Genomic DNA, 26,292 nt, shown 5'->3' on the forward strand with positions numbered 1-26,292 from the left:
GCCGGGAGGCCGCCTGGCGGCGGACGAGGATCCCGGCCCGTTTTCCGCGTTAAAGCAGGAGCGGTGCAAGGATTGGCTGCGCAAACGGACCAAGAGTCGCCATCTGCGGGCAAAATCGCCAGGGTGCCTGCTAATCCTCGTGCTTTCACGCGGATAATCCGCTGGCGGACGCGCGATGGCTGGACAAGCCGCATCGTTCCCCACAATCTGATGGTCCGCTCGAATGCAACGTGGGCATGTCCAGAACCTCGATCAAACAAGACGACCTCTTTCCGCTGGACAGTCCCTTGTACGGGGATGTTCAGGGCGAACGCACGGTTGCCGAATTCCCCTTCTTCTCGCTGTCGAAGAAAGCGCAGATGACGCCGATGGTCTTCGAGAGCGGCGATGCCCGTATCGAGATCAATCCCAGCAAGACCGGCGTGGCGACGATCTACGACAAGGAAATCCTGCTCTATATTGCCAGCCTGATGGCGGATCGCATGGAGGCGGGCGACGTCGTCGATCGGGTCTGGAGCTTCACCGCCAACGATCTCTTCCGCGTTACCGGCACCAATGCGTCGGCGCGCTCCTATAGTTCGCTGAAGGCGTCGCTCAACCGGCTGCAGGGCACGCAGATCATCACCAACATCGAAACGGGCGGCGAAGGATCGGACAGCGCCTTTTCGTGGCTGCTGAAGGCCGACATCAAATATGTGAAGCTTCCCAACGGCGAACGCCGGGTCAAGCGGATCGAGGTGATGGTGTGCGACTGGCTGCACCGCGCCATCCTGACCGATCGCCGCATCGCCGCCTATCACCTCGACTTCTTCAAGCTCGCGCCGATCGAACGCCGATTGTACGAGCTCGCCAAGTTCAACTGTGGCGATAGCGGCGGTTTCGAGGTCGATCTGGACGTGCTGGCCCAACGCGTCGGCTGCGCCTCGGACAAGCGCGGCCTCGAATATTTCAAGAAGCAGCTGCGGGATGTCGCCGAGCAGGATTCGCTGCCCGAATATGTCGTGACGCTGGCCGAAGAGAAGATCCCCTCGCCGCGCGGGGGGCGTCCCCGGATCAAGACCGTCGTCGCGCTCCGGGCGCGGCAGGACGCACCGGATCAGGCGGCGCTCCCCAGCCCTCACTGACCCAGGGGGTTTTCCGTGCGAAAGCACGAGAAACACCACCTCGTGTGCCGTGCTATCGCCAGTTGCGCGACCGGGGGCCGTCTGCCGGCCGGCATCGGTCAGATCGCCCCCCGATCCCGACCGGCGAGCGGGCATGCCGGAGGTTTTCCGTGCGATGACACGAATCTTCGTCGGGTTTGCCCGGTAAACACACGATTCACATCGCTTGAGGGGAATCCGCCGGTCGGCAATCGTGGCCTGCCCGAATCGGGAACCGATATGCCGTCGCCCGCAGATGCGGACGGGGACGATCGGTAGCGGTTCGGGTTCGCCCTATGGTGCGGAAAACCAGGATCCGGATCGACGGCGTTCCCACACCGGGCCGATGCCGACGCCGGCATCCGTTTTCCGCAGCGGTCGCGGAGAGCGGCCAGGGGCGATGGAGGTACAAACGGGGACGGTCATGATCGGATAAAGAAAACCCGGCTCGAAAGCCGGGCATTCAGTTAGCTGTACTCTGGCACACGCCGGCAAGCGTGCACGATCGTCCACAACGATCCGTCAGATAGCCGTTTTCGGCAGCTTCCGCAAGAATGCGCGTTTCGCGCCACGGCTCTTCTTTGCCCGTTCGAACGATCCCAGATCGGGGACGAAGGATGGCGGCGATAACGGTTGGGGCGGCCTCGCTCCAGGCGCTGGGGGCCTTGCGCCCGGGGCGGAAGGCACGGTCGGGGGCGAGGCATCGCACCGGCGCGCCGGTGCTGCGCGACAGCGTCGAGGCGGGGACGTTCGAGGAGGTCTTCTTCGCGACCCCGGCCAAGGGGGAAACCGACACCATCCTGCGCGCCGCGCGCCGCGCGCTTGACGCTGGCCGACGGTTGCGGCGCGATGCGCGCGCCGAGGGGCGGTCGCTGACGGGGCTAGAGGGGCAGCTGGCGGCCCTGACGAGCGGCGCGGTCCGCGTCCTCGAGGAGATCCTGACGCTGGCCCGGCTCAACGCCGGGCGCGTCTACCCGAGCTACGACTATCTCGCCGAGGCGACGAGCCTCGGCCGTGCGACCATCGCGCGCGCGCTGCACGTCCTCGACGCGATCGGCTTCATCGTCCGGCAACGCCGGTTCAAGCGCGTCGAGGCGCAGGGCCCCGGGCCACGCTACGAGCAGACGTCGAACGTCTATCGAGCCCACCTTCCCAATCGCATCCTGCGCTATCTGCCGCGCTGGATGCGCCCGGCGCCGCTCCCCGACGATATGCTGCAGCGCGAGGCCGACCGGGTCGAGGATACGCGGGCGATGCTGGCGGGTCTGGACTGTCGTGACCTTGCCCATGCCGTGATCGTGGACGGCCCGCTTGCGAAGATACTCGCCAAGCTGGGGGCTGCCGTGGACGATCGTGAGCGCGAGTATCATGACGATCCGCAACCGCTCACAAATTCATATGATCCCGGCTTCAAAAGAGTTGGCCTAGCCGGCCAACACCCACACCTAACAGCGAGTCTGGGCGAAAGGACAGAAAACCATCAGCACCATGCCAAGACTCATGGACAGGAGTGCCGGCTACGCCGTCACATGCTCCCAACAGGAGCACGCGGTTTCTGATGGATGAAGATTACGGCCTTCGCCGTGGTTGACCGGTCGGGATCGGGCTGCGGACATAGGCCAATGTTTGTTCTGCCGTGATCGAAGCGTGTTCGGGGTCGAACCAAATGGTGCCGCTCGCCATTACCGTTATGTGCACCGGATCGCGGTATATCTGCCCGGCCGTTCGACGCGACGCCCTAATCGGTGATGTCGGCCAGATGCGTTTCACAGACGTCGGCGACCAGCTGTTGCAGGATCCCGACACGCTCGACCAGCAGGCGAGTTCCTCGTCGGTAATCTTGTAGTGCGGCGAATAGCGCGCATCGACATAGGCGCGCCGCAGCAGTTCGAACGATCGTTGCGCGAACCGGTGTCGCGCGGCCACGCGGTGATCAGTGAAGGGACCAGACGCTCGGCCTGCGATCGCAGGAACAACAGCTTGTGCGACTTGGGGCTGTAGAGGGTCAGGACCAGCAATGTGCAGTGATACAAGCGCTCGGTGGCTTGATGCAGGAGGAATGCTGCCTCCTTTACTATTCCTGCATGTTGAGCCTGTTTGGCCAGAATGCCGAAATTGTCTGCCCCAGGCAGCCACTCGTTAAGATACCCCTGCGCTTCGGCCTTGGCATCGGCCGCCAACAACGGTTTGAGGTGATCGGACGGGTGATCCGGTGCTTCGTACAGTGCGATGCCGTCGCGCACGATGTCGACGAAGAACGGCCGCCCTCGCTTCAGTTTGCCGTTCACGTCCGACAGGCTGTGGACGATCAGGTTGACCGGCGTCCTAATGCGCTGCGCGATCTCGAACTCGCGAAGCAGATGATCTTCTGCGCCCGCCCAATAGCTGGTCGTGTCGGCCGGCTCGTCGTGGTTGACGACCACCAGAATCTCATAGTCGGAATAATAGCCGCCGACCGGATCGACCACCCAGTCGCCGCGGGCGTAGGAGCCGAACAGGATGACCTTGCAGATCCGCCCCGCCTTGCGATGCGGCGCGTTCCGTCCCGCCAGCGCAATCCCGAACTCGTCGAAGAGGATGCGTACGACCCAGTTCGTGGCGTTTGATGAGCGGCAGATGGTCGAGGCCGGTACGCATCGGCATGGCCTGCGATGCTAGCCGATCGCTGGCGCTGGCGCATCCGATGTTTGATTCCGCGCACCGGCGTATCGAGACCAGATCGCGATACGCCGCCACACTCCACCGCCGACGCACGTTCCGCGCCACATCGATCGCGAAGAGCTCGATGGGGATAAGAGGCAGCGTCTCCATGCCGCCGATGCTACGGCGATACGCGCCACGTGTCCGACGGATTTCCTGAATCAATGCGAGCTGTGTGATTCAGCGAGTGAATCAGCGCTTACCCCCTGCGCCTATCCCCCGCCCGCCGCTCGCCGAACGGTAGCGGCGCTGGTGCGTCCTCGATCGCGGTCAGGATCGCGCGGCCGTAAGCCGTCTTGACGAGTGCCTTCCCCCGCGCCTCGGCCATATCGCGGGTGATGAAGCCTTGCAGATAGGCGATCTCTTCCAGGCAGGCGATCTGGATGCCCTGGCGGTGCTGGATGGTGCGGACGAACTCGGCCGCTTCGAGCAGGCTGTCGTGCGTGCCGGTGTCGAGCCAGGCGAAGCCGCGGCCCATCGGTTCGACGTGGAGCGCCCCCGCTTCCATGTAGCGGCGGGCGAGATCGGTGATCTCGAGTTCGCCGCGGTCCGATGGGATCAGCGCGGCAGCATGGTCGCACACGTCGGCGTCGAAGACGTAGAGACCGGTGATCGCATGGTTCGAGCGTGGGCGTTCGGGTTTCTCCTCGATCGATACTGCGCGGGCATCGCTATCGAAGGCGATGACGCCGTAACGCTCGGGGTCGTCGACACGATAGGAAAAGATCGTCGCCCCCTCCCCTGCCTGTACCCGCCCGACCGCGCGGCGCAGCATTGGGCCCAGGCCATTGCCGAAGAAGATGTTGTCGCCCAGCACCAGCGCGACCGGCTCCCCCGCAATCCAGTCCCGCCCGATCGTGAACGCCTGCGGCAGGCCTTCGGGACGGGGCTGTTGGGCATAGGCGATCTGCAGGCCGAGCGCGGATCCGTCGCCGAACAGGATGCGGTAATGCGGCAGGTATTCGGGGCTGGAGATGATGAGGATCTCGCGGATGCCGGCGAGCATCAGCGCCGACAGCGGATAATAGATCATCGGCTTGTCGTAGACCGGCAACAGCTGCTTGTTGACGACGAGCGTCGCCGGATGGAGCCGCGTGCCCGTGCCGCCGGCGAGGATGATGCCCTTCATGTTGCAGGACATAGCAGCAAGCGCTGAAGAAGTGGTTAGAACAGATCGGGCCGGCGTAACCGTAACGCTTGGAGCAGCATGAACAACTTGGCGTCGGCCATCCGGCCGCTCGTCGCATCGGCCCAAAGGGTCGCCAACGCCTCCTCCCGCGCGTCGATGGTTTCGAGTTCGTCGACCATCCCGCCGCCTGTTCCGATGCGGTCCTCGAGACGGTACTCGGCAAGGAACAGGTGCACGCGCTCGGTGGTGGACGACGGGGTCATCCAGACCTGAGCGACCGGCTCGAGATGGTGCAGGCGCAGGCCGGTTTCCTCGAATGCCTCGCGATAGGCGGTGTCAGCCGGGGCCTCGCTCTCGGTAGCGCCGGCGATCGCCTCGGTAAAGGATGCTTGGCCAAGGTACAGCACAGCATCTCGCGTCTGGCGAACCGTCATGGCGACGCGGCGATCGGGGTCATAGGCAAGGACCGTCGTACCCGAGACATGATCGACAATCGCCCGCTCGCATTCGATTCCACCGAGGCGCAGGCGCAGCATGATGAGGCTGAGCCAGCCTTTGTAGAGCGGGCGACTGGCGAGGACGGTATCAGTCATGTCGCATCGGCTAAGCGGCGGACGACAAGCTTGCAATCCTAAAGCAAGGCGTCAGGCGGTCCTAACGCCGTCAAGTCCCCGCCGCATGTCCGCGCCCTGCTCGGCGACGATCGGGCGCCACCAGGCTTCGTTGTCGAGATACCAGCGTACCGTCGTCTGCAGCCCGCTCTTGAAGCTTTCGCGCGGGGTCCAGCCGAGTTCGTCGCGAATGCGCGTGGCATCGATCGCATAGCGCAGGTCATGGCCGGGTCGGTCGGTCACGAAGCCGATCTGCGTCGCATAGGAGCGACCGTCGTCACGGGGGCGCAGTCGGTCGAGCGTTGCGCAGAGCGTTTCCACAACATCGATGTTGTGGCGTTCGGCATTGCCGCCGATATTGTAGCGCCGCCCAGGCTGCCCGCGCTCAAACACGGCCTGCAGCGCGCGGACGTGATCGTCGACAAACAACCAGTCGCGAACGTTCTCGCCACGGCCATAGACGGGCAGCGTCTCGCCAGCGAGCGCCTTGACGATTATCAGCGGGATCATTTTCTCGGGGAAGTGGTAGGGCCCGTAATTGTTCGAACAGTTGGTGACGAGCACCGGCAGGCCGTAGGTATGGCCCCAGGCGCTGACCAGATGGTCGGACGCCGCCTTGCTCGCCGAATAGGGCGAGCGCGGATCGTAGGGCGTATCCTCGGTAAACAGGCCGGTCGGGCCGAGGCTGCCGAATACCTCGTCGGTCGAGATGTGGTGAAAACGGAAAGAGGCGCGGGGGTCTGGGGGCAGATTTTCCCAATAGTCGCGAACTGCCGATAGCACGGTGAGGGTGCCGACGACGTTGGTGTCGATGAATGCGGCGGGCCCGTCGATCGAGCGGTCGACATGACTTTCCGCAGCGAGATGCGTGACGACGTCGGGCCGAAAATCCTTTAGCGCGGTCGCAACTGCCGTTCCGTCGCGAATGTCGCCGCGCACGAAGCGGTAGCGCGGGTCGTTGGCGATCGGGGCGAGCGCTGTCAGCGTGCCAGCATAGGTCAGCGCGTCATAGACGAGCACCTCGTGTCCGGTTTCGCGGATCAGGTGGCGGACAAGCGCCGAACCGATAAAGCCGGCCCCGCCGGTGACGAAGATACGCATGAGCTGGTCTTAGCGTCCGAAGGTTAATCCATCACTGTCAGCTACGATGCTCTACGTGTCGGAATGTAGACACGTCAACATTCCACCACGTTGACCGCCAGCCCGCCAAGGCTGGTTTCCTTGTACTGCGAGCGCATGTCCTCGCCCGTTTGCCGCATCGTCTCGATCACCGCGTCCAGGCTCACGACATGGCTGCCGTCGCCGCGCAACGCCAGATAGGCAGCGTTGATCGCCTTCACCGCGCCCATCGTGTTGCGCTCGATGCAGGGGATCTGCACCAGCCCGCCGATCGGATCGCAGGTGAGGCCGAGGTTATGCTCCATGCCGATCTCCGCGGCATTCTCGATCTGGCCGTTGCTGCCGCCGAGCACCGCCGCGAGCGCGCCTGCCGCCATCGAGCAAGCGACGCCGACTTCACCCTGGCAGCCCATTTCGGCGGCCGAGATCGACGCGCGCTTCTTGTACAGCATGCCGATCGCCGCGGCGGTCAGCAGGAAGGTACGCGCCCCTTCCCGCCGCGTGTCCTCGTCGCGCGCGATCAGCGTTTCGTAGAAGCGCAGTACGGCGGGCAGCACGCCCGCGGCGCCGTTGGTCGGCGCGGTGACGACGCGGCCGCCCGCGGCATTCTCCTCGTTCACCGCAAGCGCCCACAGGCTGACCCATTCGAACACCTCGGCGGGGTTGCTGCCGGGCGTATCGCCGGTCAGCCCCTGCTCGATCGCGCGCGCACGGCGCCGGACCTTCAGGCCGCCGGGCAGGATGCCGTCCTGAGCGATACCCCGGTCGATGGAGGCGTGCATCGCGGTACGCACCGCGTCGAGAAAAGCGTCGGTTTCGGAGGCTTCGCGCCATGCGGTCTCGTTGGCGCGGACGATATCGGCGATCGACAGGCCGTTCTCGTCGCCCAGCACCAGCAGTCCGGCGCCCGAACTGAAAGGGTGGCGCACCGCGACGTTGCTCGCCGACGCGGGCGCACCTTTGCGCAGGATCGCGCCCCCGCCGATCGAGAAATAGGTCTCAGTGTAGATCCCGCCATCGGCGAGGCGCGCGGTGAAGGTCATGCCGTTGGGGTGTTCGGGCAGGAATTCGCGCGGGTGGAAGACGATGTCGGTGGCTTCGAAATCGACTAGGTGCATGCCGGCAAGCGGCAAGCGGCTTTGCACGGCGATATCGGCAAGGATGCGCGGTGCCGCATCGGGATCGAGCCGCTCAGGCTCCCAGCCGGCAAGGCCCAGGATCGCCGCAGTATCGGTCGCATGGCCGCGGCCGGTCAGCGCGAGGCTGCCGTACAGGTCGCAGGTGACGTGGGTAGGGGCGGTCCTCCCTGCCCCGCTTTGCCCCACGGCCCGCTGCGCGAAGTCGAACGCCGCGCGCATCGGCCCGACGGTGTGCGAGCTCGACGGCCCGATGCCGATCGTGAACAGCTCGGCGACGCTAATCGGCCGGTGCAGCCCGCGGTCGAGGGCGGCGGGTAGAGGTGTAGACGTGTCGACGTGCATGCATGTCCTCATCGCCGGACATATCCGGCCGTGCGCATGCCCCATCTGTCGCTTGTGCCTGAGATCGCTATCCCGTCGGCGGACGCGGGGCTGCCCTTACGCCTCTCTCCAGATATCCTCGCATCGCCATGGTCCTTCTGCCTGAGAGTTTCCGGGGCGGTTGCTCCTTCGGCGCCGGACGTTACCCGGTCTCTCCCATGTCGATGCCCACGGCTATCGGCCGGGGCAGGGGAGGGGTCAAGGGTGTGTGCAACGCATGCCCTGCCGACATGTCGACAGATCGGCCTGTCGGTGTACGCAACGGGCGACAATGCGGCGTGCCGACAAGCCCATTTCCTACTCGAAAGCACGAACTGTGGGTCCCTCACCCCCATTCTCCCTCGTGAAAGCCGCTGGCGGCTCCAAATCCTCGTGCTTTCGAGTAGGAAATGACCATGGCCCGTACCCCTGTTTCGAACCGCCCCTCCACGTCCGCCGGCAGCGTCGTCGTGCGCGACCTGTTTACGCTCGACAGCCCGCTGGACGGCTAGATCCGCGGCGAGCGCTCGCTGATGGCGTTTTCGTTCTTCGCGCTGTCGAAGAACGCCTGGATGAGACCGCTGACCTACGATCATGCGACCGTCTCGATCGAGGTGCGCCCCTCGGCGAGCGGCGTCGCGACGATCTACGACTAGGAGATCGTGCTCTACATCGCCAGCCTGGAGGCGGGCGGGAGCGTCGACCAGGATTTCGTCTTTACCGCGCACGACCTGTTCAGCGTGACGGGCTCCAACCACAGCGCGCGCTCCTACGGCCGGCTGTCGGAGGCGCTGGAGCGGCTGCAGGGCACGCAGATCAAGACCAATATCGAGGCGGGCGGCGCGGGCGAGGAAGGCTTCTTCTCGTGGCTGTCCGAGGCGAAGCTGCATTACACCAAGACCAAGACCAAGGGCGGCGAGCGGCGGCTGAAGGCGGTCAAGGTAAGCCTGTGCGACTGGCTGTACCGCGCAATCCTGCTCGATCGCCACGTCCTTGATTATGCCGCCGCCTATTTCCAGCTCGGGCCGATCGAACGGCGCATCTACGAAGTCGCACGCTCGACCTGCTAGGCAGGCGGCACGCTCGACATCGATTTGGCGATCTTCCGCTTGCAGATCGGCTATCAGAGCCCGCTGTCGAACTTCAAGGCAGCGCTGAAAACAGATTGTCGCAACCGACGGCATCCCCGATTACCGCCTGGAATTGGTCGAGGATACCGAGCCCGCCGCGGCAGGTGAGGGCGCACCGCGCCGTGGCCGTCGTGCATCGCAGGCCTGCGTGCTGATCACACCGCGCAAGGCCGCGCTGGGGCAGGGGGCGGGGCAGGGTGGGCCCCTGCGGCACGGGTCGGAGGAACCCGTCACAAATCACCGCGCAAATCGGGATCGGCGCCGGAAGCTTGATCGAAACCGCGTGTACGCAATTGTTACTCAAAAGCACGAAGATGAGCCTCACCGCCGGCGCGGTGCGCATGTTTGAGGAAATTTGCACGCTCGCCCGGCTCAATCGCGGCCGCGTCTTCCCGAGCTACGACTGGCTTGCCGAGGCGACGGGCTTGGCGTGCGCGACGATCGCGTGTGCGCTCGTGCTGCTGGAAAACGCCGGCTTCCTGCTCCGCCAGCGCCGCTTCGCGCGCGATGGCGCACAGGATGGGGGGCAGGGGAGGCCACGCTATCGCCAGACCTCCAACGCTTATCGCGTATTGCTGCCCGCGTCTGCGCGCGCCTATCTGCCGCGCTGGTTGCGGCCTGCGCCGCTGCCCGACAACCATATCCACGCGAGGTCGACCGGCGTACGGACGATGCGGCGATGCTCGCGACGCTTAGCTGCCGCGAACTGGCGGAGGTTCAGGTGGGTAGCGCGCTTGGTCGTGTGCTCGCCCGGCTGGGGGCACGGATCGATGTGACGCGCGGGTCTCAAAACAATCCGCAACCGCTTAGAGATTCTATATGATCCTTGATTCGTACCCCTTCGGTGAAGGCCGCATTGCCTGGAGCTGATGGGATCTGGAGGTAGCACTGGTGCAAGCGCCGGTGTTTGCACTGGTGTTAGCGACGGTGCGATGGCCCAAGTGACGGTAATTACGGGCGCGGAGAGGCGCCGGATGTGGACGGCGGAGCAGAAACGCGTGCTGGTCTTGGCGTCGTGCGAGCCGGGGGCGAGCGTTGCCGAGATCGCGCGACGGGCGGATTTGCGGGCGGGCCAGATCTATCGGTGGTGGCAGGAGATGAGCCGCCCGGTGTCCGGCTTCGCCGCTGTGACATTGACGCCGGAACCACCGGACAGACCCGGGACATGTGACGCGGTAGTGGTGGAGTTCGGCGGTGCGGTGGTCCGCATCGCGGCGGGGGCGTCGCCGGTGCTGGTGACGGCGGTTATCGGCGCGCTGGCGCGATGATCGCCATTCCGGGCGGTGCGCGGATCTGGATGGCGACCGGGCACACCGACATGCGTCGCGGGATGCATGGTCTGGCGCTGCAGGTTCAGCAGGGACTGCACCGCGACCCGCATGCCGGCGACCTCTACCTCTTCCGGGGCCGGCGCGGCGATCTGGTGAAGATTCTGTGGCACAATGGCGTTGGCCTGTTGCTGTACGCCAAGCGGCTCGACCGCGGCCGGTTCATCTGGCCTGCGGCGAGCGACGGTGTGGTGGCTATCACGCCATCGCAGATGGCGTGCCTGCTGGAGGTGATAGACTGGCGCAATCCCCGTATGACGTGGCGCCCCTCCGCGGTAGAATAATCCGCCGGAAACGGCAGAAAAGCGTGGGTTATATACCGCTATTCTGCTATCCTGCCGGGCATGGCAGCGGTGCCTTCCGATGATATCGCGACCTTGCGCGCAGCCCTTGCCCGGGCCGAGGCGGAGGCCGCCTGGACCAAGGCGGTCAACACCGATCTGGCGGCTTGCGTCGCGCTGCTGGAGTTGCAGAACGAGAAGATGCGCCGGGCACTGTTCGGCCAAAGTGCCGAGCGCGGACGCCTGCTCATCGAGCAGCTCGAACTCGGATTCGAAGAACTGGAGGCGACTGCCGGCGAAGACGAGGCGCTGGCCGCAACGGCGGCAGCTGGCATCGGCGTCGTGGCATTCACCAGAGCGCGCCCGTCACGCAAGCCGCTGCCTGCTCATCTGCCGCGCGAGCGCGTCGTGGCCGCTCCTGCCCATTGTCCCTGCTGCGGGTCCGACCGGCTGTCGAAACTGGGCGAGGACGTGACCGAGACGCTGGAAGGTGGTGCAGACGGTGCGCGAACGCTTCGCATGCCGGGCTTGCGAGACGGTGGCCCAACCGCCCGCGCCGTTCCACGTCACGCCACGCGGCCTGTTCGGACCGCAGTTCCTCGCGCAGCTGCTGTTCGAGAAGTTCGGCCAACACCAGCCGCTAAACCGACAGGCCGAGCGCTATGCTCGCGAGGGCGTGGACATCAGCCTGTCGACGCTGGCCGACCAAGTCGGCGCCTGCGCCGCGGCCCTGGCGCCGCTGCATCGCCTCATCGCAGGCCATGTGCTCGGGGCCGGGCGTCTGCACGGCGACGACACCACGGTGCCGGTGCTCGCCAAAGGCAAGACCGATACCGGACGGCTGTGGACCTATGTCCGCGACGACCGCCCGCATGGCGGGCTGGTGCCACCGGCCGCGCTGTTCCATTATTCGCGCGACCGACGCGCCGAACATCCGGTCCGGCATCTGGAAGGATATGCCGGCATCCTGCAGGCCGACGCCTATGCCGGCTACAATGCGCTGTTCCGCGGCGACCGGCTGCCTGCGCCGATGATCCGGGCACTGTGCTGGGCGCATGCGCGTCGCAAGTTCTTCGAGTTGGCCGATGTTGGCGGACAGGCGCGGCGTCGGCGCGGGAGCCCGGTCATCTCGCCCATTGCTGTCGAGGCGGTACAGCGGATCGACGCGCTGTTCGACATCGATCGCGCCATCCTCAGCAAGCCTGCGGCCGAGCGGCAGGCCGCGCGTCAGGAACTGAGCCTGCCGCTGGTGACCGACCTCGGCACATGGCTGCGTGGTCAACGCGCCGCCATGGCGCGCCACAACCCGGTCGCGGCCGCGTGCGACTATCTGCTCAAGGACTGGCCGGCCTTCACCACCTTCCTGAATGACGGGCACATTTGCTTGACGAACAATTCCGCAGAACGTGCCCTGCGTGGCGTGGCCCTTGGCAGGAAAGCATGGCTCTTCGCGGGTTCCGACCGGGGCGGTGACCGCGCGGCGTTCATGTACAGTCTCATCGTCACTGCAAAGCTCAATGGCATCGACCCGCAGGCTTGGCTTGCCGACGTGCTCGCCCGCATCGCCGACATGCCCCAGGCCCGGCTTGGTGAACTGCTCCCCTGGAACTGGCAGCTGACTGGCGCCACGCCGGCACTTGCCCAGGCCGCCTGATGGCGAGTCCTACCTTCGCCTGAACCGCACGCTTCGTGGCCGAACAACTCGGCGTCGAGGAAGATCTCGTCGAGGAGATCGCCTGTATGGCGATGAAACCTGAAGACGGACGCATCTCCATCATCGACAGCAATGACGACGCTCCATCCGTCACCGCCTTCACCCGCGACGGTATCGGCTACCTAGGAAGATCCTCGGCCACCCGGCGTCCTGCTACCACAGGCCCAGCGTGCGGTCATGACCGGATGGGTACCTTGATTCTCAAGAGTTGGCCTAGGCGGCCAACACATTTGCCTGACGGCAAGCCACACATTTGAAGGCACAACCCGACCTTCAGGCATCCAATCAATCACAGGAGTGCTGGCTACGCCGTCACATGCTTCCTAAAAGGAGCAAGCGATTGCCGGAGGATGCCCTCACGACGGGTAGGAATTGTGCGCGCGCAGACATGTCGAGCACTTGCTACGTCGCCATGTCGACATGTAGGAATGGGATCATGCCAGTCATCGCGATCATCAGTCAGAAGGGGGGGGCGGGAAAGACGACGCTCGCCATCCACCTCGCAGCCGCCGCGCAGGATGCCGGTCGGGTCGCGCTCATCGTCGATACCGACCCGCAGGCGACCGCCAGCCAATGGGCGGCATGGCGCAGCGACGCACCGCCCGAGGTGATCGACAGCCCGCCTCCGCGCCTCGCCGCCAAGGTCGAGGCGGCTCGCGCGCAGGGTGCCGAGCTGATCGTTATCGACACGCCTCCGCACGCCGACAGCGCCGCCCGTGCGGCGGTCGAGGTCGCCGACCTGGTGCTGATCCCGTGCCGACCGAGCGCCTTCGACCTCTCGGCGATCCAGACCACCGCGAAGCTCGTCCAGCTGCTCAAGAAACCCGCCTATGTCGTCTTCACTGCCGGCAGTCCGAACGCCCCCCGCGTTTATCATGAAGCCGGCGAGCTGGTGGAAAGCTTCGGCACGCCGCCCTGTCCAATCCAGATCCCCGACCGTGCCGCCTATCGTCACGCCAGCGGCGAAGGCCGGACCGTCATGGAATACGAACCCGGCGGCAAGGCGGCCGACGACATCCGCCAGATCTACACGTGGACATGTCGACAGGTCGGCCTGCCTGTTCCCCGCAAATCATCGCCCAAGAAAGCCGCCGCATGAGCCGCAAACCCAGCTTCGCCAATTTGCGCAGCGCCTCGCCTGCGGCGGTCGCGGAAACCCCCATCGCTGCACCAATTACCGGCCAACCGACGACCCCCGCCAGCCGCCAGGGCCGCAAACAGATCGCCGGCTTCTTCAGCCCCGAAATGTCCTTCGCCATGCACACGCTGGCCCGCCGCCAGGGCCGCAGCCTCCAGGCGCTGATGGCCGAAGCGTTCAACGACGTACTGCGCAAACATGGCGAAAGCCCCATCGGGGATTAAGACCAGAATGGTTGTGATGATCGCGAGAATTGCCTAACCCGGCTGATCAGTGAGGGGATGGCATGACGATTAAGCGTATACGCAAAGCAGTATTCCCCGTGGCGGGCCTTGGCACGCGGTTCCTCCCCGCCACCAAAGCGATGCCGAAGGAGATGCTGACAGTTGTCGACAAACCACTGATCCAATATGCGGTGGACGAGGCGCTGGAGGCGGGGATCGAGCAAATCATCTTCGTGACCGGCCGCGGCAAGCAAGCGCTCGAAGACCATTTCGACATCGCCTATGAGCTCGAAGACACGATGCGGTCTCGGGGTAAGAGCCTTGAGATTGTTAACGGCACCCGGATGAAGCCGGGTAGTCCCGTGTATATCCGGCAGCAGCAGCCGCTGGGTCTTGGCCATGCCGTGTGGTGCGCGCGGGAGATCATCGGCGACGAGCCCTTCGCGGTTTTGCTACCCGACGAGCTGATGGTGGGCACGCCCGGCTTCGTTGCGCAGATGGTCGCAGCCTACGAGAAGGTCGGCGGCAATATCGTGGGCGCGCTTGAGGTCGCCGACAGCGAAACGGACAAATACGGCATCATCTCGCCCGGCAAGATCGATGGGCGTCTGACCGAAGTCACTGCGTTGGTAGAAAAGCCTAGCAAAGACACTGCACCATCCAACCTGATGATCCCGGGCCGCTACATACTTCAGCCTGAAGTGATGCACGTCCTTGATCGGCAGGAGAAGGGAGCTGGCGGCGAAATCCAGTTGACCGACGCGCTGGCGCAGCTGATCGGGAAGCAGCCGTTTCACGGATTTACCTTCAACGGTGCCCGTTACGACTGCGGGGACAAAGCAGGCTATATCCAAGCGAACCTGGCCCTTGCGCTTGTCCGGCCCGACATCGGCCCAGTGGTGCGCAGTTTCGCGAAAGCGCTACTGCGTTAGAATTTGCGAAGAGATTGGGTATTTCCATGTCGATCGACGGCAAGGTAATGGTGACCGGCGGGGCGGGCTATATCGGCAGCCATGCGGTGTTGGCGCTGTGCGATGCCGGCTATGACGTCATCGTCGTCGACAATCTCGTCACCGGCTCGACTGGGCGGTCGATCCCCGCGCCACGCTGGTGCAGGCGAATATCGAGGATGATGCCACCGTCCGCGCTACTATCCGCGACCACGCCGTACGCGCGATCATGCACTTCGCCGGATCGGTGGTGGTGCCGGAATCGGTCAGCGACTCGCTCAAATATTATCGCAGCAACACCGCCGCCACCCGGGCGCTCCTCGAAAGCGCGGTCGTCGAGGGCGTCCCGCACTTCATCTTCTCCTCGACCGCCGCGACCTACAGCACCCCCGTCAAGGTGCCGGTGGTCGAAACCGACCCGACCGTCCCGATCAACCCTTATGGCATGTCGAAGCTGATGACCGAGGCGATGATACGCGACGTCGCCGCGGCGCACCCGATCAACTATTGCGCGCTCCGATACTTTAACGTCGCCGGTGCCGATCCGCAGGGTCGCTCGGGCCAGTCCACCGTCGGCGCCACGCACCTCATCAAGATCGCGGTGGAGGCGGCGACCGGCAAGCGCGACGCGGTATCGGTCTTCGGCACCGATTTTGATACGCCCGACGGCACCGGCGTGCGCGACTATATCCACGTGCACGACCTCGCCGCCGCGCACGTAGCGGCGCTTGAACTGCTCGTTGCCGAACTGACCAAGAGTCACACGCTCAACGCCGGCTACAATCGCGGCTTCTCAGTCAACGAGGTGCTCGACGCGGTCGATCGCGTCACCAACCTGACGATCCAGCGCCGGCACGAGAGACGCCGCGCCGGCGACCCCGCCGCGCTCGTCGCCGACAACAGCGCGATCTTGGCCACCCTGCCATGGCGCCCGCAGCGCGACGATCTGGATACGATCGTCAGGGACGCGCTTGCTTGGGAGCGCGTTCTCGCCGAACGCGCTCGATAAGCAGCTAAATTGTCGGAATGGCTCTAAGCCTTGGCTGGCTTGCGCTCCCTGAGGTCATCGCAGTATCTTTTCGAGGATACATTTAAGGCCGCTATGGATCACGGCTATGCTGCGGCCTCTGATAAGTTGCAGGGCGTGCCAATGATCGCGCGCATGTCGTCGCCATGTTGGGCGTGGACCGCCACAGAGGCTATGTATGTCTGTCGCCTCCTCGCGACGGAGTGCAGTTGCATTGCGGCTGGAATGATTTATTAACTTTCACGGCTCGCAGCGGTGTGCTTGGTCTCATGACGCGTCTTGCGGGAGTAGCGATGAGATTGCCGATATATCTCGCCGTCGCGATACGCCGACCAATGTGGCTTCCGGCTTGCTTCATTTCGGAAGCACTGTCACACGTTCCTCCCTCGAGGATCGCCGGAAACGCTTGGCCCGGATGATGACATTCATCCGCCTAGATGTTTGGTCCCGACGATTGATGGTGCGGGTTTGATATAAAGCGTTCCGGCTCATCCGTCCAAGCCTTGCAGATGGCTTCGTAGGGTGTGAGACCGCGCAGAGTTTTGAGCCGGCGGGCGAAGTTGTAGGCGGCGACGAAGTCGGTCAGGTGCTGGGGCAGCTGATCGTGATTTTCGTAGTGGTAGCGTTTGACGGTCGCTTCCTTGATGGTGCGGTTCATTTGCTCGACCTGCCGTTGGTCGACGGGTGAGGCGGTGCTCGATGTCGAGGTCGGCGCATGCCGACTCAAAGGCGTGGCAGCGGAACGGCAGCTTCTACGCCCGCATCTCCTTGATGTCTTCGCGCGTCCAGCCGTCGCCAGTCGGGTCGGTGAAGTGCGTGCCGTTGTTGGTGAGCACGATGTGGATCCGGTGCGGCACGGCAGCGGCCAATGCCGCAGGAAGTCGCCGGCGACGTGACGGGTCGCCTTCTCGTGCAGCTCGACGAACGCAAACTTGGAGGTTCGGTCGATCGCAACCAGCAGGTAAAGCTTGCCCTGCTCGGTTCGCACCTCGGCCAGATCAACGTGGAAGTGATCTTCCCCCGGTTCGGCGGACACCTTGGATTAGCCGATCATGCGTTGCTCGGCTTGTTCGGGCGTAAGATACCCGATGGCCGAGTGCATGCGGTGCCGGTTGTAGTAGCCCTCGATGTATCCGAACAGCGCCTGCCTCGCCTCGGCCCGCGTCGCCCATCGGCACTGATGAACGAGTTCGACCTTGAGGGTGTGGAAGAAGCTCTCCATCGGGGCATTGATGCTCCTATGTTGGTCAAGATTCTTTCGCACCTGTCGTGGTCGGCTGCTTGACAGCTCAGAGATGCTGGTAGATTTCGCGAGCGATGTAGCGTTTGAGGCATCTGCGGATCTCGCGAGGTGATTTGCCTTCAGCGATTCGGCGCTGGTCGTTGCCGCTGGGCTGCCATCATCAGCGCGACGAGCGGCGGCTCGGTCCGCATATGGTCGCGCATTGCCCAACCGACGATCTTGCGGGTCGCTAAGTCGAGGACGGCCGCGAGATATAGCCAGCCCTCCCCGGTGGCGATGTAGGTGATGTCCGCGAGCCAGACCCGGTTTGGCGCAGATGCCGTGAAGCGCTGCGCTAGCAGGTTCGGGGCGATCGGCAGGTAGTGGCGGCTGTCAGTGGTGCACGGCCGGAACCGGCGCCCGGCCAGCGCGCGGATGCGATGCCGGCGCAAGAGGCGCTCGACGCGGCCACGGCTGCACCAATGGCCTTCCGCGCGCAGCGCGGCATGCATTCTGGGCGATCCGTAGCGGCCCTGGTGCCGCTGCTGGATCCTGCGCACGTCATCCAGCTACACCAGGTTGGCCGTCGTCCGTGCGCTTGGCAGGCGGTCGCGCCAGCCGTAATAGCCGCGTGCCATGACACGCCGAGCATGCGGCACATGACGTTCACCGGCCAGGTGGACGAATGCTGCTCGATAAAGGCGAACTTCACCGCGGCATCTCCGCAAAGATGCCGACGGCTTTGTGGAGCGTGCGGCGAAGGGCCAGACGAAGTAATTCCTCCGGAACGCCCTCATTCCTGACGAGGGTGTTCCATCGCTACTTTAGTGCCACTGGCTGAGCTTCACCGGGTGCGCATAAAGCCAGTCATGTGGAAATTCCCGTGCCAGACGCGCGGGATTCTTGCCAAGGCTATCGGCGAATTGTTCCGCGTCCTGACCATTCCAGAATTCGACACCGCGCAATTCGCCGGCACGCGGCGGTGGGGTCATGAAGAAGTGTCCGAGGGGTAGTTCGGTACGCAGATCGTCGACTGCCAATGCCAGCGCAGTCGGTACCGCCACTTCCGCAAAGACGTTCATCGCCGCGAAGACGCCGCAATAATGGACGAAATGATCGAGCGCTTCTGCCGGGACGACGAAGAAGTCCGCATAGCCCGCCAGGATGGGATAGTCGCTGCGCCGCCCGGTGACGCCCAGCCCCATGGCATGCGTCCACAGGCTGCGCCGCGCACCGCCGATCAGGCCGAACCACAATTCGTCGACCGATCGCGGGACAGGCGCCACGAACCGAAGGCCCATCGCCTCGAAGCGGGCCTGCGCTTCCGATGCCGGCGGTAATTCGCTGCGCCAGTCGAAGCCCCTGCCGAATTTCCGGATGCACATCGCCGCCTCACCCGCCCAGGGCCAGCGATAGCGGACCGTGTCGGCCGGTGTGAGCGATTTGATGAAGCCCGAACCGCGCCCCAGGTCGAGCGCGGTCAACAGGCTGGTTTCGTCGAACCGCGGATTGACGATCAGATCGTCGGCGATGAAGGCATAATGGGTAATGCCCTCATCACGTTCGAGGCGCCCGCCCGCCTGCGCCACATGGCCGCTGAAGCGCCAGCTGGATTCATGGACCGCGATGACCCTCGGATCGGGGGATGTTCCGAACGGCATGATGAACTGGCGGTGCCTGAAGCGATCGCCGTACATTTCATCCAGCTTGGCGACGTTCTTCTCGTATTTGTGATTGAAGACGAAGACTGCAGCTGCGCGACAGGACGCCATCACTCGGTTATTCCCCGCTTGCCAGATCGTCGAGCCAGGCATCGAGCAGCGCGATTTCCTCTTGGCCCACGAAGCCTTCCTTCGCCAGCGCCGCATAGCAAAGGCGCATATCCGCCGGGATCCGGTCGACGCCGCCTGCCAGCGGCAGTTCCTTCAGAAGCTCCGCGATCCTGCGATTGCCTAGATAGCCGCTGATCTCGTCTTCGAAATCGCGCATGAGATTATGGTCGTTCCGATCCTGAACGACCGTCGCCTCCCGGAACAGCACCGTCCAGCCATTGGCCCACGCGATGCGCTGCGCCACGAAGCTGCGCCAGATGTCGGTCATGCGGAACGAGCAATAGGCCGGCAGGTAAAGCAGCGGGAACGCTTCGCGGAAAAAGATCGTGTTCTGGCTGTTGAACGGACACCAGGCATCGTTGCCGAGCGCAACGCGCAGATCGCCATCGAAGCTGAACGGCAAGGGCAGCAAAAGGCGATAGATGGCGTCGACGTCCGGATTTTCGTCGGCCAGCCCCTGCTGGATCGGCGCATAGCCGGCGACAGGTTCGGGCAGCCCGGGCAGCGGGTCGTTGACGGCGTCAAGTGGAAGGCCGCGTGGCCAGATCAGCTTGTCCGAATAATAGCGGTACAGATTGACCCACCCCGTACCGCTGAGCGTCGCGACCGGCAGATGCGGATCGAGCGGGTGGTAGAAGGCTTCGGACGGCATGTTGTCGTCGTCGGTCTCGACGATGAAATCGGCGCCGCTGCGCCATGCCAGCAGATAGCCGATGTTCTTGCGGGCATAATGCCGGGTCGGACAGGTTACGGCGAACCGCGAATTAAGCGCCAGCTGCTGGTCGACGCTGAGATAGGTGCATCCATCGAGCGCGAAATCGGCCGGGCTCTTGGTATCGCCGATGACGTAGAAATCATATCCCAGTCGGGTCGTATCCTCAGCGATGCGGCGCATCACCCCGTTCGGCGCCGCGATCGACGTCATCACGACGGCCGCTTTCCGGCTACCCGTACTGTCCTGCGAAATCGTCATCAAATCTCCTGTGCGCCATCAGCGCATTCTGCGTAAGCTTGCCACCCGTATGGCGGCGTTCCCGCCGCCAGTTCGCAGCAATAGGTTCCTTTGGTCAGGTCCGCCTTATGCACCTTTTCCGATCGGTGCGGAGACCATGATCTTGAGATCCGCCTCGACCATCTCACGGGCCAGGTCGCGCGGGCTGGTTTCATGGCGCCAGCCCAGCTTTGCCTGGGCCTTGGCCGGATCGCCGATGAGTAGTTCGACCTCCGTCGGGCGGAAATAGCGGGGATCGACCTCGACCAGGCAGTGCCCGGTTTCTTGGCAATAGCCCTTCTCGTTCTCCCCTTCGCCTTCCCAGCGCAGGTGGATGCCGACATCCTCGAACGCCCATTCGACAAAGGTGCGCACCGGCGTCGTCTCACCGGTGGCGAGCACGTAATCGTCGGGCGTGTCCTGCTGGAGCATCAGCCACATGCCGCGGACATATTCGCGCGCATGGCCCCAGTCGCGCTTGGCATCGAGGTTGCCGAGCCAGAGCTTGTCTTGGCGGCCCAGGCTGATCGCAGCGGCGGCGCGGGTGATCTTGCGCGTGACGAACGTCTCGCCGCGCAGCGGGCTTTCGTGATTGAACAGGATACCGTTCGACGCGTGCATGCCATATGCCTCGCGATAGTTCACGACGATCCAATAGGCATAGAGCTTGGCGGCGGCATAGGGACTGCGCGGATAGAAGGGGGTGGTTTCGCGCTGCGGCACTTCCTGCACGAGACCGTAGAGTTCCGACGTCGACGCCTGATAGAAGCGCGTCGTCTTTTCGCGGCCGAGGATACGGATCGCTTCCAGTAGCCGGAGCGTGCCGATGCCATCGGCATTAGCGGTATATTCCGGCGTTTCGAAGCTTACCGCCACATGGCTCTGCGCAGCGAGATTGTAGATCTCGTCGGGCTGCGTCTCCTGAACAAGCCGGATGAGGTTGGTCGAATCCGTGAGATCGCCGTAATGCAACGAGAAACGCGCATCGTCGACGTGCGGGTCCTCGTAGATATCCTCGATCCGGCCCGTATTGAAAGACGAGGAGCGCCGCTTAACACCATGAACACGGTAACCTTTTTCGAGTAGAAGCTGCGCAAGATACGCGCCGTCCTGGCCGGTCACGCCGGTGATGAGTGCAGTTTTACCGTTCACGTTGCCTTGTCCCCGATCTGAATGTAAGCGTGCCTAGTCTGGGCAGGCAGGTGAGGCAAGAGCACCCCTGTACCTACTCCTCCCCGAACATTGTAAAATGCGGCAAAGGACGCGGTCTTGTACGAGCGACGGATGCGGATCGGACTATTGTCCCCTTGGGCGTCGCGTTCCGGAGGCGGAGTGTTCGAGGCGATCGTGGCGCAGGCGCAGATGCTCGCGGACGCAGATGCCGAGCCGATCGTGTTCGCGCTGCACGACGAATATTGCGACGCCGATCGCCATCGTTTCGGCACCATCTCGGTCCATACCGGCCATGTGGTGGGACCGCGGCAGGTGGGATGGAGCCCCGACCTTGGACGCATGCTGGCCGCCGCCGACCTCGACCTGTTACATCTCCACGGCGTATGGACGGCGACGTCCCATCTGGGCGCCGCATGGGCCCGCAGGACGGACAAGCCCTATGTTATCTCGCCGCACGGCATGCTGGACCCCTGGATTACCGGCCGCGGCCGGACCAAGAAATGGATCGCCAGACGCCTGTACGAGCGGCGCAGCTGGGCGAGGGCAACGATGTTCCACGCATTGACGGATGCGGAGGCCGCCGACATCGCCCGGGAAACCGGGCGCGATGCCGTCACCGTCATTCCGAACCCCGTGGACTTCGATGCAGCCCCGGCCCCGGCGGCATCAGGTCCGCAGCCGATCGTGTATCTCGGCCGCATCCATTCGAAAAAGAATATTGATTCCCTGATCGACGGGTGGCGGTTGCTGGTCGACCGGCGCGGCATGGCGACGCCGCCCCTGACCATCGCAGGATGGGGGGACGATCATGATGTCGCAGCGCTCGGTGCGCGTATCGCCGCCGTGGGGGATGCCCGGCTTTCCTTCGTCGGTCCGGTGTATGGTGCCGACAAGCAGCGGCTAATCGCAGGTGCCGTCGCGCTTGCGCTGCCGTCCCATAGCGAGGGATTGCCGATGGTGATCCTCGAAAGCTGGGCCGCCGGCGTCCCCACGGCGATGTCGACCCATTGCCACCTGTCCGAAGGGTTCGGTGCCGGTGCCGCGGTCGATAGCGGAACGGAGCCCGGGACGATCGCCGCGGCCCTGTCCACCCTGATCGACGAAGATGCGACGGCCCGCGCGGCCCGCTCTGCCGCGGCCCGTCGCCTGGTCGCCGAACGCTTCGTCGTTCCGGTAATCCGCACCGCATGGTTTTCCGCCTATCGGCGGCTGATCGAGCGACGCATATGACAGCTCCCCTTGAGGCCCATCGCGCGGGCGGCCCCAGTTTTTCGATCGCCAACCGGGCGCATCGCGTCCTTTGGGGCGTCGCATGGCTGATGCTGGCACGCTGGACGCCCCCCCCGATGCATCGGTGGCGCGCCGCGTTGCTGCGCACGTTCGGGGCAAAGGTGGGACGGCGCGCGCGCGTCTATGGCAGTACGCGTGTCTGGTTGCCGCGGAACCTGTCTATCGGCGATCAATCGGTCCTCGGCCCGCGCGTGCGCTGCTATAATCAGGGGCATATCACCATCGGAGACCGGGTGACGGTGTCGCAGGACGCTTCGCTTTGCGCGAGCAGTCACGACGTTTCCGATCCGCATTTCCAGCTGGTGTTGCGCCCCATTACGATCGACGACGATGCCTGGATCGCGGCGGAGGCGTTCGTCGGCCCAGCCGTGAAGGTTGGGGCCGGGGCATTGCTCGGTGCGCGCGGGGTCGCCATGCGCGATCTCGAACCATGGACGATCTATACCGGCAATCCGGCGACGGCGCTCAGGAAACGACGCTTCCGCACGACCGGACGTCCCGCCGGGGGCTGATCGCGAGCAGGCGGAGGGGATGCGGTCGCGGTTTGTGCCCTTCCGACGCAGTCGGACCGGGTCAGTTCGCGACGCGCTTGACGACGACCGTCCGGTACATGAGCATCAATGCCAGCACCGTATGTACGGCAAGCCCGACGATCATGGCGGACGATACGGTGATCGACGTCAGGCGAACTCCCGCCACGAGCATCAGGAGTATCAGCACGTCACAGATCGCCACCATGGCGGCGACTGCGAGGGCATCGCACAGCATCAGGGTCAGCTGTCCGCATATTGCTGCCGTGGTCCATAGCATGATGATGAACGCCCATGGCCGGACGATCGGCAGGCCCGCAATGTCGATTCCGATCCAGACACGCACCGCCCATGGCAGGATCTGTACCAGCAGGTAGCCGCCGACCGGGATGCAGACGATCACGACGGCGACACATGCTCGTGCCATGACCCGGCCGGCATTCGGGTTGGGCGCGCGCATGTTGAACACCAGCCATGGCAGAAAGGGGACCAGAAGCGCGACCGCCAGATTGGCGCCGATGGTCGCCAGGCGGAAAAGCGGCGCTTCGGCGGTGGAGATGCTCGGTAGCGACGGCCAGAAGGTGGAGATCGTCGGCAGGGTCACGAGGATTGCCGATGCGACGGACACGAGAAACAGCGGCACCCCCGCCCGCAGCGACCGGCCAATACCGCTTCCCCCCGAGACGAGCAGTCCGCGAAATGTCGGATCGCGAAGCCGCGCGCCGAAGGACAGCATCGAGGCGAGGGCCGGTGCGCAATAGGTGATGATCGAAACGATCGTGAGATCGTAATGGCCGGTAGCGCGCAGGATCAGAAATGCCGTCGCCATCACGACGAAGGACAGCGCAAGACAGGAATTGACCACCCACGCCCGTTCGGTGGCGAACCATGTCTGGTCCGCTACGGAACAGACGAGCCCGGCTAGTATGATCCATGTCGTTGGAATGATGAAACCCAAGCCGGTCATCGGCGCGACGAGCAGGACCGCGACGCCAACGACCAACGCGATGGCCGCGGTCAGGCGGACATACAACCCGATCTCCTGGGTGCCGGCAATGGACCCGTTCGCCACATGATTGTGCATGGCGGTCCGCAGGACGAGCGCACCCATTCCGGCCTGTACCAAGCCCAGGGGAGCCAGATATCCGAACACGAGCAGGAGTTGTCTCGTCTGCTCGGCCGTGATGGTTCGTGCCGCCACGCCCACGATTAGCAATGTATAGACGAAGCCTCCGATCTTCAGAACAGCGCTGAAGATCGTGTTGAGGGCAGCCGAACGCAGCATCGGATTACGATTTGGGCCGGAAGACCAGCCATGTCTGCCGATATTTTCGACCTTCGGAGCAAATGAGCCATTGGTCATCTTCGGTCAAGTCGGAGATCTCTTCGATCTGTAGCGGCGAGCGTGCTCCGGTGGTGAAGGATTGCACATCGAAGATCGGTGCCGCGCGGTCGCGCAATATCTTTTCTACCTGATGTTCGTCCATATCCTCGTGATCGTGGATTTCGACAACGATGACCGCCTGCGACAGCAGTTTCAGGGCGTCGTCGTTCAGAACGAAGACCTCGGCACCTTCGATGTCGCACAGTACCATGCAACGGTCGAACGATTCCACCGACAGTGAGGTCAACGATCCGGCATCCGCCGCGCTATGGATCTCCAGATCGTCCTGTACGCCGTTCAATTCAGCGAGCGCCTTGATCGACGCGCGTGCCTTGGGATTCATTTCGAAGGCGATGCTGCGCTTTGCCAGCCCGGCCTTGAGAACGCCGACCGCATAATAGCCGTCGGCGGCTCCGATATCGATGAAGACTGGCCGTGTACGCAGCGCGTCGGCGACCGTCTCGACGACTTCCTTTTCATACAGCCCGAGCAACATGCCGGCGCGGTCGCCCGCTCCCCAGGTGGCATCAAGGCGGATATTCAGGCCGGCGAAGGGGCCGCGGCGGACGACGCCGCCCAGCCTGTTGAACAGCCGTTTCGACAGAATGATCCGGCGCCGTCCAAGTCCGCCGGTTATGCCCAGATGCGCCTGAACGAACTCGACCGCCTTCTCCATCGCCCGTGACCAGCCATCCTGGGCGGCAATGCGCCGAAAGCGGCTCAAATACCCTTCGTTCTGTCTTTGCATCATCATTTTCCAAGTAGGTTTGCAATTTTACGGGTGGTGCGCTGCAGGATCCAGCCCGCCTCGTAACGCTGTAGGAGCGGGTATCGAAGGGCACGCATTTCCTGCGCATATTCGGCGCTGAAACGATGGCGGCTGCCCAGCATCCACGGCTTGCGCGATCCGGTCGCGTGCAGGATATGCCCCTGCTGTCTGTCGAGCGGCGCATGGTCGTTGGACATGTAGTTGAACCGTGTCGGCAGCGCCGTCCAGCGATCGCGAAAGGCCAGGTTCAGCGCATCCTGGTCCAGAAATCCGGAGGATTGGTGTATCCGCCGCATAATGGTGCGGCTTTCGCGCATCCGTTCGGCAATTTCCTTACCGAACGTATCGTGGTTGAAGATCATCACGCCGGAATTGAAATAGGAAGTGATATCGGGGTCGATCGCTCTGATCGATGTGCCAACCTGGTCGTGGGGACGTGCCGAGAGCGGTTTGTCGGTCGGCAGCGAAAGACCGATATCGTCGATCGAGGTGTGGATGATCGTGTCGATATCAACGTAAAGAGCATTGCCTGTCAGGTTGCTCATATCGAAATAGTATAGCCGGAAACAGATTTCCGGCTTGAAATGATCGGTGAACTGCAGCGTTTCGCATTCGCGCAGTGCCGCATCGCTCATCGGAAGCGTCTTTACGGTCATCGCGTCCCGCGCCTGGCGGAACATCCCGTTCAGCAAGCGGTCGAACGCGGCGACATGGTCGCGCCGCATCAAGACTTCTACCTCGACCGGCACCTGCGCGGTGCGCGTAAGCGAACCGAGAGTGCATACCATCCCCCGCCAGTAACTAGGTTCATACGACATGAACACACGACGAATCTGGCTCATAGAAGGACGGTCATTTCATCAATCGCAGTCGCAGTCACGAAACCGGCTGGACGCGCATCACCGCAGCAAGGACATCGCGCCATCGGCTTCGCAAAAGAACCTTGCCGGGGAGGCCGGGCCATAGACGGTAATCGCAAGAGTGACCAGACCCATCACCATATGCGTTCACAATCAGGCCGAAGCGATTGCCGATGCTTCGTGGCCGCGTGCGAGTGTCCCGATTTCGCGACGAAGGCGGGGTGCGGATTTTGCCGGGCCGGGATCGGG

22 protein-coding genes, 6 pseudogenes and 1 riboswitch are annotated in these 26,292 nt (G+C 63.9%); of the genes and pseudogenes, 14 read left to right on the forward strand and 14 right to left on the reverse strand.

Features of this window, described 5'->3' with window-relative positions; all coding sequences use genetic code 11:
* The first annotated feature begins 287 nt into the window (after positions 1-287).
* Positions 288-1,124 (forward strand): replication initiator protein A, encoded by an 837-nt coding sequence (locus tag M9979_RS14880; protein ID WP_254290150.1) that lies wholly within the window; start codon positions 288-290, stop codon positions 1,122-1,124.
* A gap of 737 nt (positions 1,125-1,861) precedes the next feature.
* On the forward strand, positions 1,862-2,701 hold the full coding sequence (locus M9979_RS14885; RefSeq protein WP_254290151.1) for a helix-turn-helix domain-containing protein: 840 nt from the start codon (positions 1,862-1,864) through the stop codon (positions 2,699-2,701).
* 207 nt (positions 2,702-2,908) lie between these two features.
* On the opposite strand, the gene M9979_RS14890 is transcribed toward M9979_RS14885, so the two are convergent.
* The 5 genes from M9979_RS14890 to M9979_RS14910 all read right to left on the reverse strand — a co-directional run bounded on the left by M9979_RS14890 (position 2,909) and on the right by M9979_RS14910 (position 8,182).
* Positions 2,909-3,610 (reverse strand): HEPN domain-containing protein, encoded by a 702-nt coding sequence (locus M9979_RS14890; protein WP_254290152.1) that lies wholly within the window; start codon positions 3,608-3,610, stop codon positions 2,909-2,911.
* Between the two features lie 431 nt (positions 3,611-4,041).
* Complete coding sequence (rfbA, locus tag M9979_RS14895) at positions 4,042-4,971, reverse strand: glucose-1-phosphate thymidylyltransferase RfbA (protein ID WP_254290153.1); 930 nt, start codon at positions 4,969-4,971, stop codon at positions 4,042-4,044.
* A gap of 35 nt (positions 4,972-5,006) precedes the next feature.
* Positions 5,007-5,564, reverse strand: a complete 558-nt coding sequence (locus M9979_RS14900) for an NUDIX domain-containing protein (protein ID WP_254290154.1) — start codon at positions 5,562-5,564, stop codon at positions 5,007-5,009.
* Between the two features lie 51 nt (positions 5,565-5,615).
* Positions 5,616-6,683: a dTDP-glucose 4,6-dehydratase gene (rfbB, locus tag M9979_RS14905; RefSeq protein WP_254290155.1), complete on the reverse strand. Its 1,068-nt coding sequence runs from the start codon at positions 6,681-6,683 to the stop codon at positions 5,616-5,618.
* Positions 6,684-6,757: 74 nt separating this feature from the next.
* Complete coding sequence (locus tag M9979_RS14910; protein WP_254290156.1) at positions 6,758-8,182, reverse strand: L-serine ammonia-lyase; 1,425 nt, start codon at positions 8,180-8,182, stop codon at positions 6,758-6,760.
* A 119-nt stretch (positions 8,183-8,301) separates the two neighbouring features.
* A riboswitch (glycine riboswitch) is annotated at positions 8,302-8,390 on the reverse strand.
* Between the two features lie 382 nt (positions 8,391-8,772).
* Here M9979_RS14910 and M9979_RS17375 point away from each other — a divergent pair.
* The 10 genes and pseudogenes from M9979_RS17375 (at position 8,773) to galE (ending at position 15,974) form a co-directional block, all read left to right on the forward strand.
* Positions 8,773-9,270: pseudogene (locus M9979_RS17375) on the forward strand (replication initiator protein A).
* Between the two features lie 374 nt (positions 9,271-9,644).
* Positions 9,645-10,106 (forward strand): helix-turn-helix domain-containing protein, encoded by a 462-nt coding sequence (locus M9979_RS14920; protein ID WP_254290157.1) that lies wholly within the window; start codon positions 9,645-9,647, stop codon positions 10,104-10,106.
* 156 nt (positions 10,107-10,262) lie between these two features.
* Positions 10,263-10,598, forward strand: coding sequence for a transposase (locus M9979_RS17275; RefSeq protein WP_277998594.1), 336 nt, complete (start codon positions 10,263-10,265; stop codon positions 10,596-10,598).
* Complete coding sequence (gene tnpB, locus M9979_RS14930) at positions 10,595-10,942, forward strand: IS66 family insertion sequence element accessory protein TnpB (RefSeq protein WP_254290158.1); 348 nt, start codon at positions 10,595-10,597, stop codon at positions 10,940-10,942. Before M9979_RS17275 ends, tnpB begins: the two co-directional genes overlap by 4 nt.
* A gap of 60 nt (positions 10,943-11,002) precedes the next feature.
* A pseudogene (tnpC, locus tag M9979_RS14935) lies at positions 11,003-12,593 on the forward strand (IS66 family transposase).
* A gap of 35 nt (positions 12,594-12,628) precedes the next feature.
* On the forward strand, positions 12,629-12,910 hold the full coding sequence (locus M9979_RS14940; protein WP_254290159.1) for a hypothetical protein: 282 nt from the start codon (positions 12,629-12,631) through the stop codon (positions 12,908-12,910).
* Between the two features lie 179 nt (positions 12,911-13,089).
* Positions 13,090-13,752, forward strand: coding sequence for a ParA family partition ATPase (gene parA, locus M9979_RS14945; RefSeq protein ID WP_254290160.1), 663 nt, complete (start codon positions 13,090-13,092; stop codon positions 13,750-13,752).
* A complete protein-coding gene (locus tag M9979_RS14950) occupies positions 13,749-14,015 on the forward strand; it encodes a ribbon-helix-helix domain-containing protein (protein ID WP_254290161.1) in 267 nt (88 codons plus the stop codon). Before parA ends, M9979_RS14950 begins: the two co-directional genes overlap by 4 nt.
* 62 nt (positions 14,016-14,077) lie before the next feature.
* On the forward strand, positions 14,078-14,947 hold the full coding sequence (gene galU, locus M9979_RS14955; RefSeq protein ID WP_254290162.1) for a UTP--glucose-1-phosphate uridylyltransferase GalU: 870 nt from the start codon (positions 14,078-14,080) through the stop codon (positions 14,945-14,947).
* Positions 14,948-14,973: 26 nt separating this feature from the next.
* A pseudogene (galE, locus tag M9979_RS14960) lies at positions 14,974-15,974 on the forward strand (UDP-glucose 4-epimerase GalE).
* A gap of 451 nt (positions 15,975-16,425) precedes the next feature.
* Here galE and M9979_RS17445 read toward each other — a convergent pair.
* The 6 genes and pseudogenes from M9979_RS17445 to gmd form a co-directional block, all read right to left on the reverse strand.
* Positions 16,426-17,004 (reverse strand): annotated as a pseudogene (locus M9979_RS17445) (DDE-type integrase/transposase/recombinase); the annotation flags it as partial.
* A gap of 30 nt (positions 17,005-17,034) precedes the next feature.
* Positions 17,035-17,223 (reverse strand): annotated as a pseudogene (locus M9979_RS14970) (IS3 family transposase); the annotation flags it as partial.
* 136 nt (positions 17,224-17,359) lie between these two features.
* A pseudogene (locus M9979_RS14975) lies at positions 17,360-17,959 on the reverse strand (IS3 family transposase); the annotation flags it as partial.
* Positions 17,960-18,038: 79 nt separating this feature from the next.
* Complete coding sequence (locus tag M9979_RS14980; protein WP_254290184.1) at positions 18,039-19,028, reverse strand: hypothetical protein; 990 nt, start codon at positions 19,026-19,028, stop codon at positions 18,039-18,041.
* Positions 18,994-20,019 (reverse strand): STELLO glycosyltransferase family protein, encoded by a 1,026-nt coding sequence (locus M9979_RS14985; protein ID WP_254290163.1) that lies wholly within the window; start codon positions 20,017-20,019, stop codon positions 18,994-18,996. The genes M9979_RS14980 and M9979_RS14985 overlap by 35 nt, the downstream gene beginning before the upstream one ends.
* A gap of 105 nt (positions 20,020-20,124) precedes the next feature.
* Positions 20,125-21,189 (reverse strand): GDP-mannose 4,6-dehydratase, encoded by a 1,065-nt coding sequence (gene gmd, locus M9979_RS14990; protein ID WP_254290164.1) that lies wholly within the window; start codon positions 21,187-21,189, stop codon positions 20,125-20,127.
* A gap of 180 nt (positions 21,190-21,369) precedes the next feature.
* On the opposite strand from gmd, the gene M9979_RS14995 reads away from it, so the two are divergent.
* Together M9979_RS14995 and M9979_RS15000 are read left to right on the forward strand one after the other, a co-directional pair.
* Positions 21,370-22,440 (forward strand): glycosyltransferase, encoded by a 1,071-nt coding sequence (locus tag M9979_RS14995; protein ID WP_254290165.1) that lies wholly within the window; start codon positions 21,370-21,372, stop codon positions 22,438-22,440.
* Positions 22,437-23,012, forward strand: a complete 576-nt coding sequence (locus tag M9979_RS15000) for an LbetaH domain-containing protein (protein WP_254290166.1) — start codon at positions 22,437-22,439, stop codon at positions 23,010-23,012. Before M9979_RS14995 ends, M9979_RS15000 begins: the two co-directional genes overlap by 4 nt.
* A gap of 61 nt (positions 23,013-23,073) precedes the next feature.
* Here the strand turns inward: M9979_RS15000 and M9979_RS15005 are convergent, their stop codons facing one another.
* From M9979_RS15005 to M9979_RS15015, 3 genes are read right to left on the reverse strand one after another with little or no spacing between them, the layout of a single operon-like run.
* Complete coding sequence (locus M9979_RS15005; RefSeq protein WP_254290167.1) at positions 23,074-24,315, reverse strand: hypothetical protein; 1,242 nt, start codon at positions 24,313-24,315, stop codon at positions 23,074-23,076.
* 4 nt (positions 24,316-24,319) lie between these two features.
* Entirely contained in the window at positions 24,320-25,168 is an 849-nt protein-coding gene (locus tag M9979_RS15010) for a class I SAM-dependent methyltransferase (protein ID WP_254290168.1), read from the reverse strand.
* Entirely contained in the window at positions 25,165-26,025 is an 861-nt protein-coding gene (locus tag M9979_RS15015; RefSeq protein WP_254290169.1) for a glycosyltransferase family 8 protein, read from the reverse strand. Before M9979_RS15015 ends, M9979_RS15010 begins: the two co-directional genes overlap by 4 nt.
* Positions 26,026-26,292: the final 267 nt, after the last annotated feature.

It is taken from the genome of Sphingomonas liriopis (assembly GCF_024211255.1).
In the GTDB taxonomy this organism is placed as follows: Bacteria; Pseudomonadota; Alphaproteobacteria; order Sphingomonadales; family Sphingomonadaceae; genus Sphingomonas; species Sphingomonas liriopis.

Coding starts and splice junctions, on each gene's coding strand:
- rfbB (WP_254290155.1), bottom strand. CDS start 6,683: ATGCGTATCTTCGTCACCGGCGGGGCCGGCTTTATCGGTTCGGCGCTT.
- M9979_RS14980 (WP_254290184.1), bottom strand. CDS start 19,028: ATGCCTGGCTCGACGATCTGGCAAGCGGGGAATAACCGAGTGATGGCG.
- M9979_RS14910 (WP_254290156.1), bottom strand. CDS start 8,182: ATGCACGTCGACACGTCTACACCTCTACCCGCCGCCCTCGACCGCGGG.
- M9979_RS17275 (WP_277998594.1), top strand. CDS start 10,263: ATGGCCCAAGTGACGGTAATTACGGGCGCGGAGAGGCGCCGGATGTGG.
- M9979_RS14920 (WP_254290157.1), top strand. CDS start 9,645: ATGAGCCTCACCGCCGGCGCGGTGCGCATGTTTGAGGAAATTTGCACG.
- M9979_RS14985 (WP_254290163.1), bottom strand. CDS start 20,019: ATGACGATTTCGCAGGACAGTACGGGTAGCCGGAAAGCGGCCGTCGTG.
- M9979_RS15005 (WP_254290167.1), bottom strand. CDS start 24,315: ATGCTGCGTTCGGCTGCCCTCAACACGATCTTCAGCGCTGTTCTGAAG.
- M9979_RS14900 (WP_254290154.1), bottom strand. CDS start 5,564: ATGACTGATACCGTCCTCGCCAGTCGCCCGCTCTACAAAGGCTGGCTC.
- M9979_RS15000 (WP_254290166.1), top strand. CDS start 22,437: ATGACAGCTCCCCTTGAGGCCCATCGCGCGGGCGGCCCCAGTTTTTCG.
- M9979_RS15015 (WP_254290169.1), bottom strand. CDS start 26,025: ATGAGCCAGATTCGTCGTGTGTTCATGTCGTATGAACCTAGTTACTGG.
- tnpB (WP_254290158.1), top strand. CDS start 10,595: ATGATCGCCATTCCGGGCGGTGCGCGGATCTGGATGGCGACCGGGCAC.
- M9979_RS14950 (WP_254290161.1), top strand. CDS start 13,749: ATGAGCCGCAAACCCAGCTTCGCCAATTTGCGCAGCGCCTCGCCTGCG.
- M9979_RS15010 (WP_254290168.1), bottom strand. CDS start 25,168: ATGATGATGCAAAGACAGAACGAAGGGTATTTGAGCCGCTTTCGGCGC.
- rfbA (WP_254290153.1), bottom strand. CDS start 4,971: ATGAAGGGCATCATCCTCGCCGGCGGCACGGGCACGCGGCTCCATCCG.
- galU (WP_254290162.1), top strand. CDS start 14,078: ATGACGATTAAGCGTATACGCAAAGCAGTATTCCCCGTGGCGGGCCTT.
- parA (WP_254290160.1), top strand. CDS start 13,090: ATGCCAGTCATCGCGATCATCAGTCAGAAGGGGGGGGCGGGAAAGACG.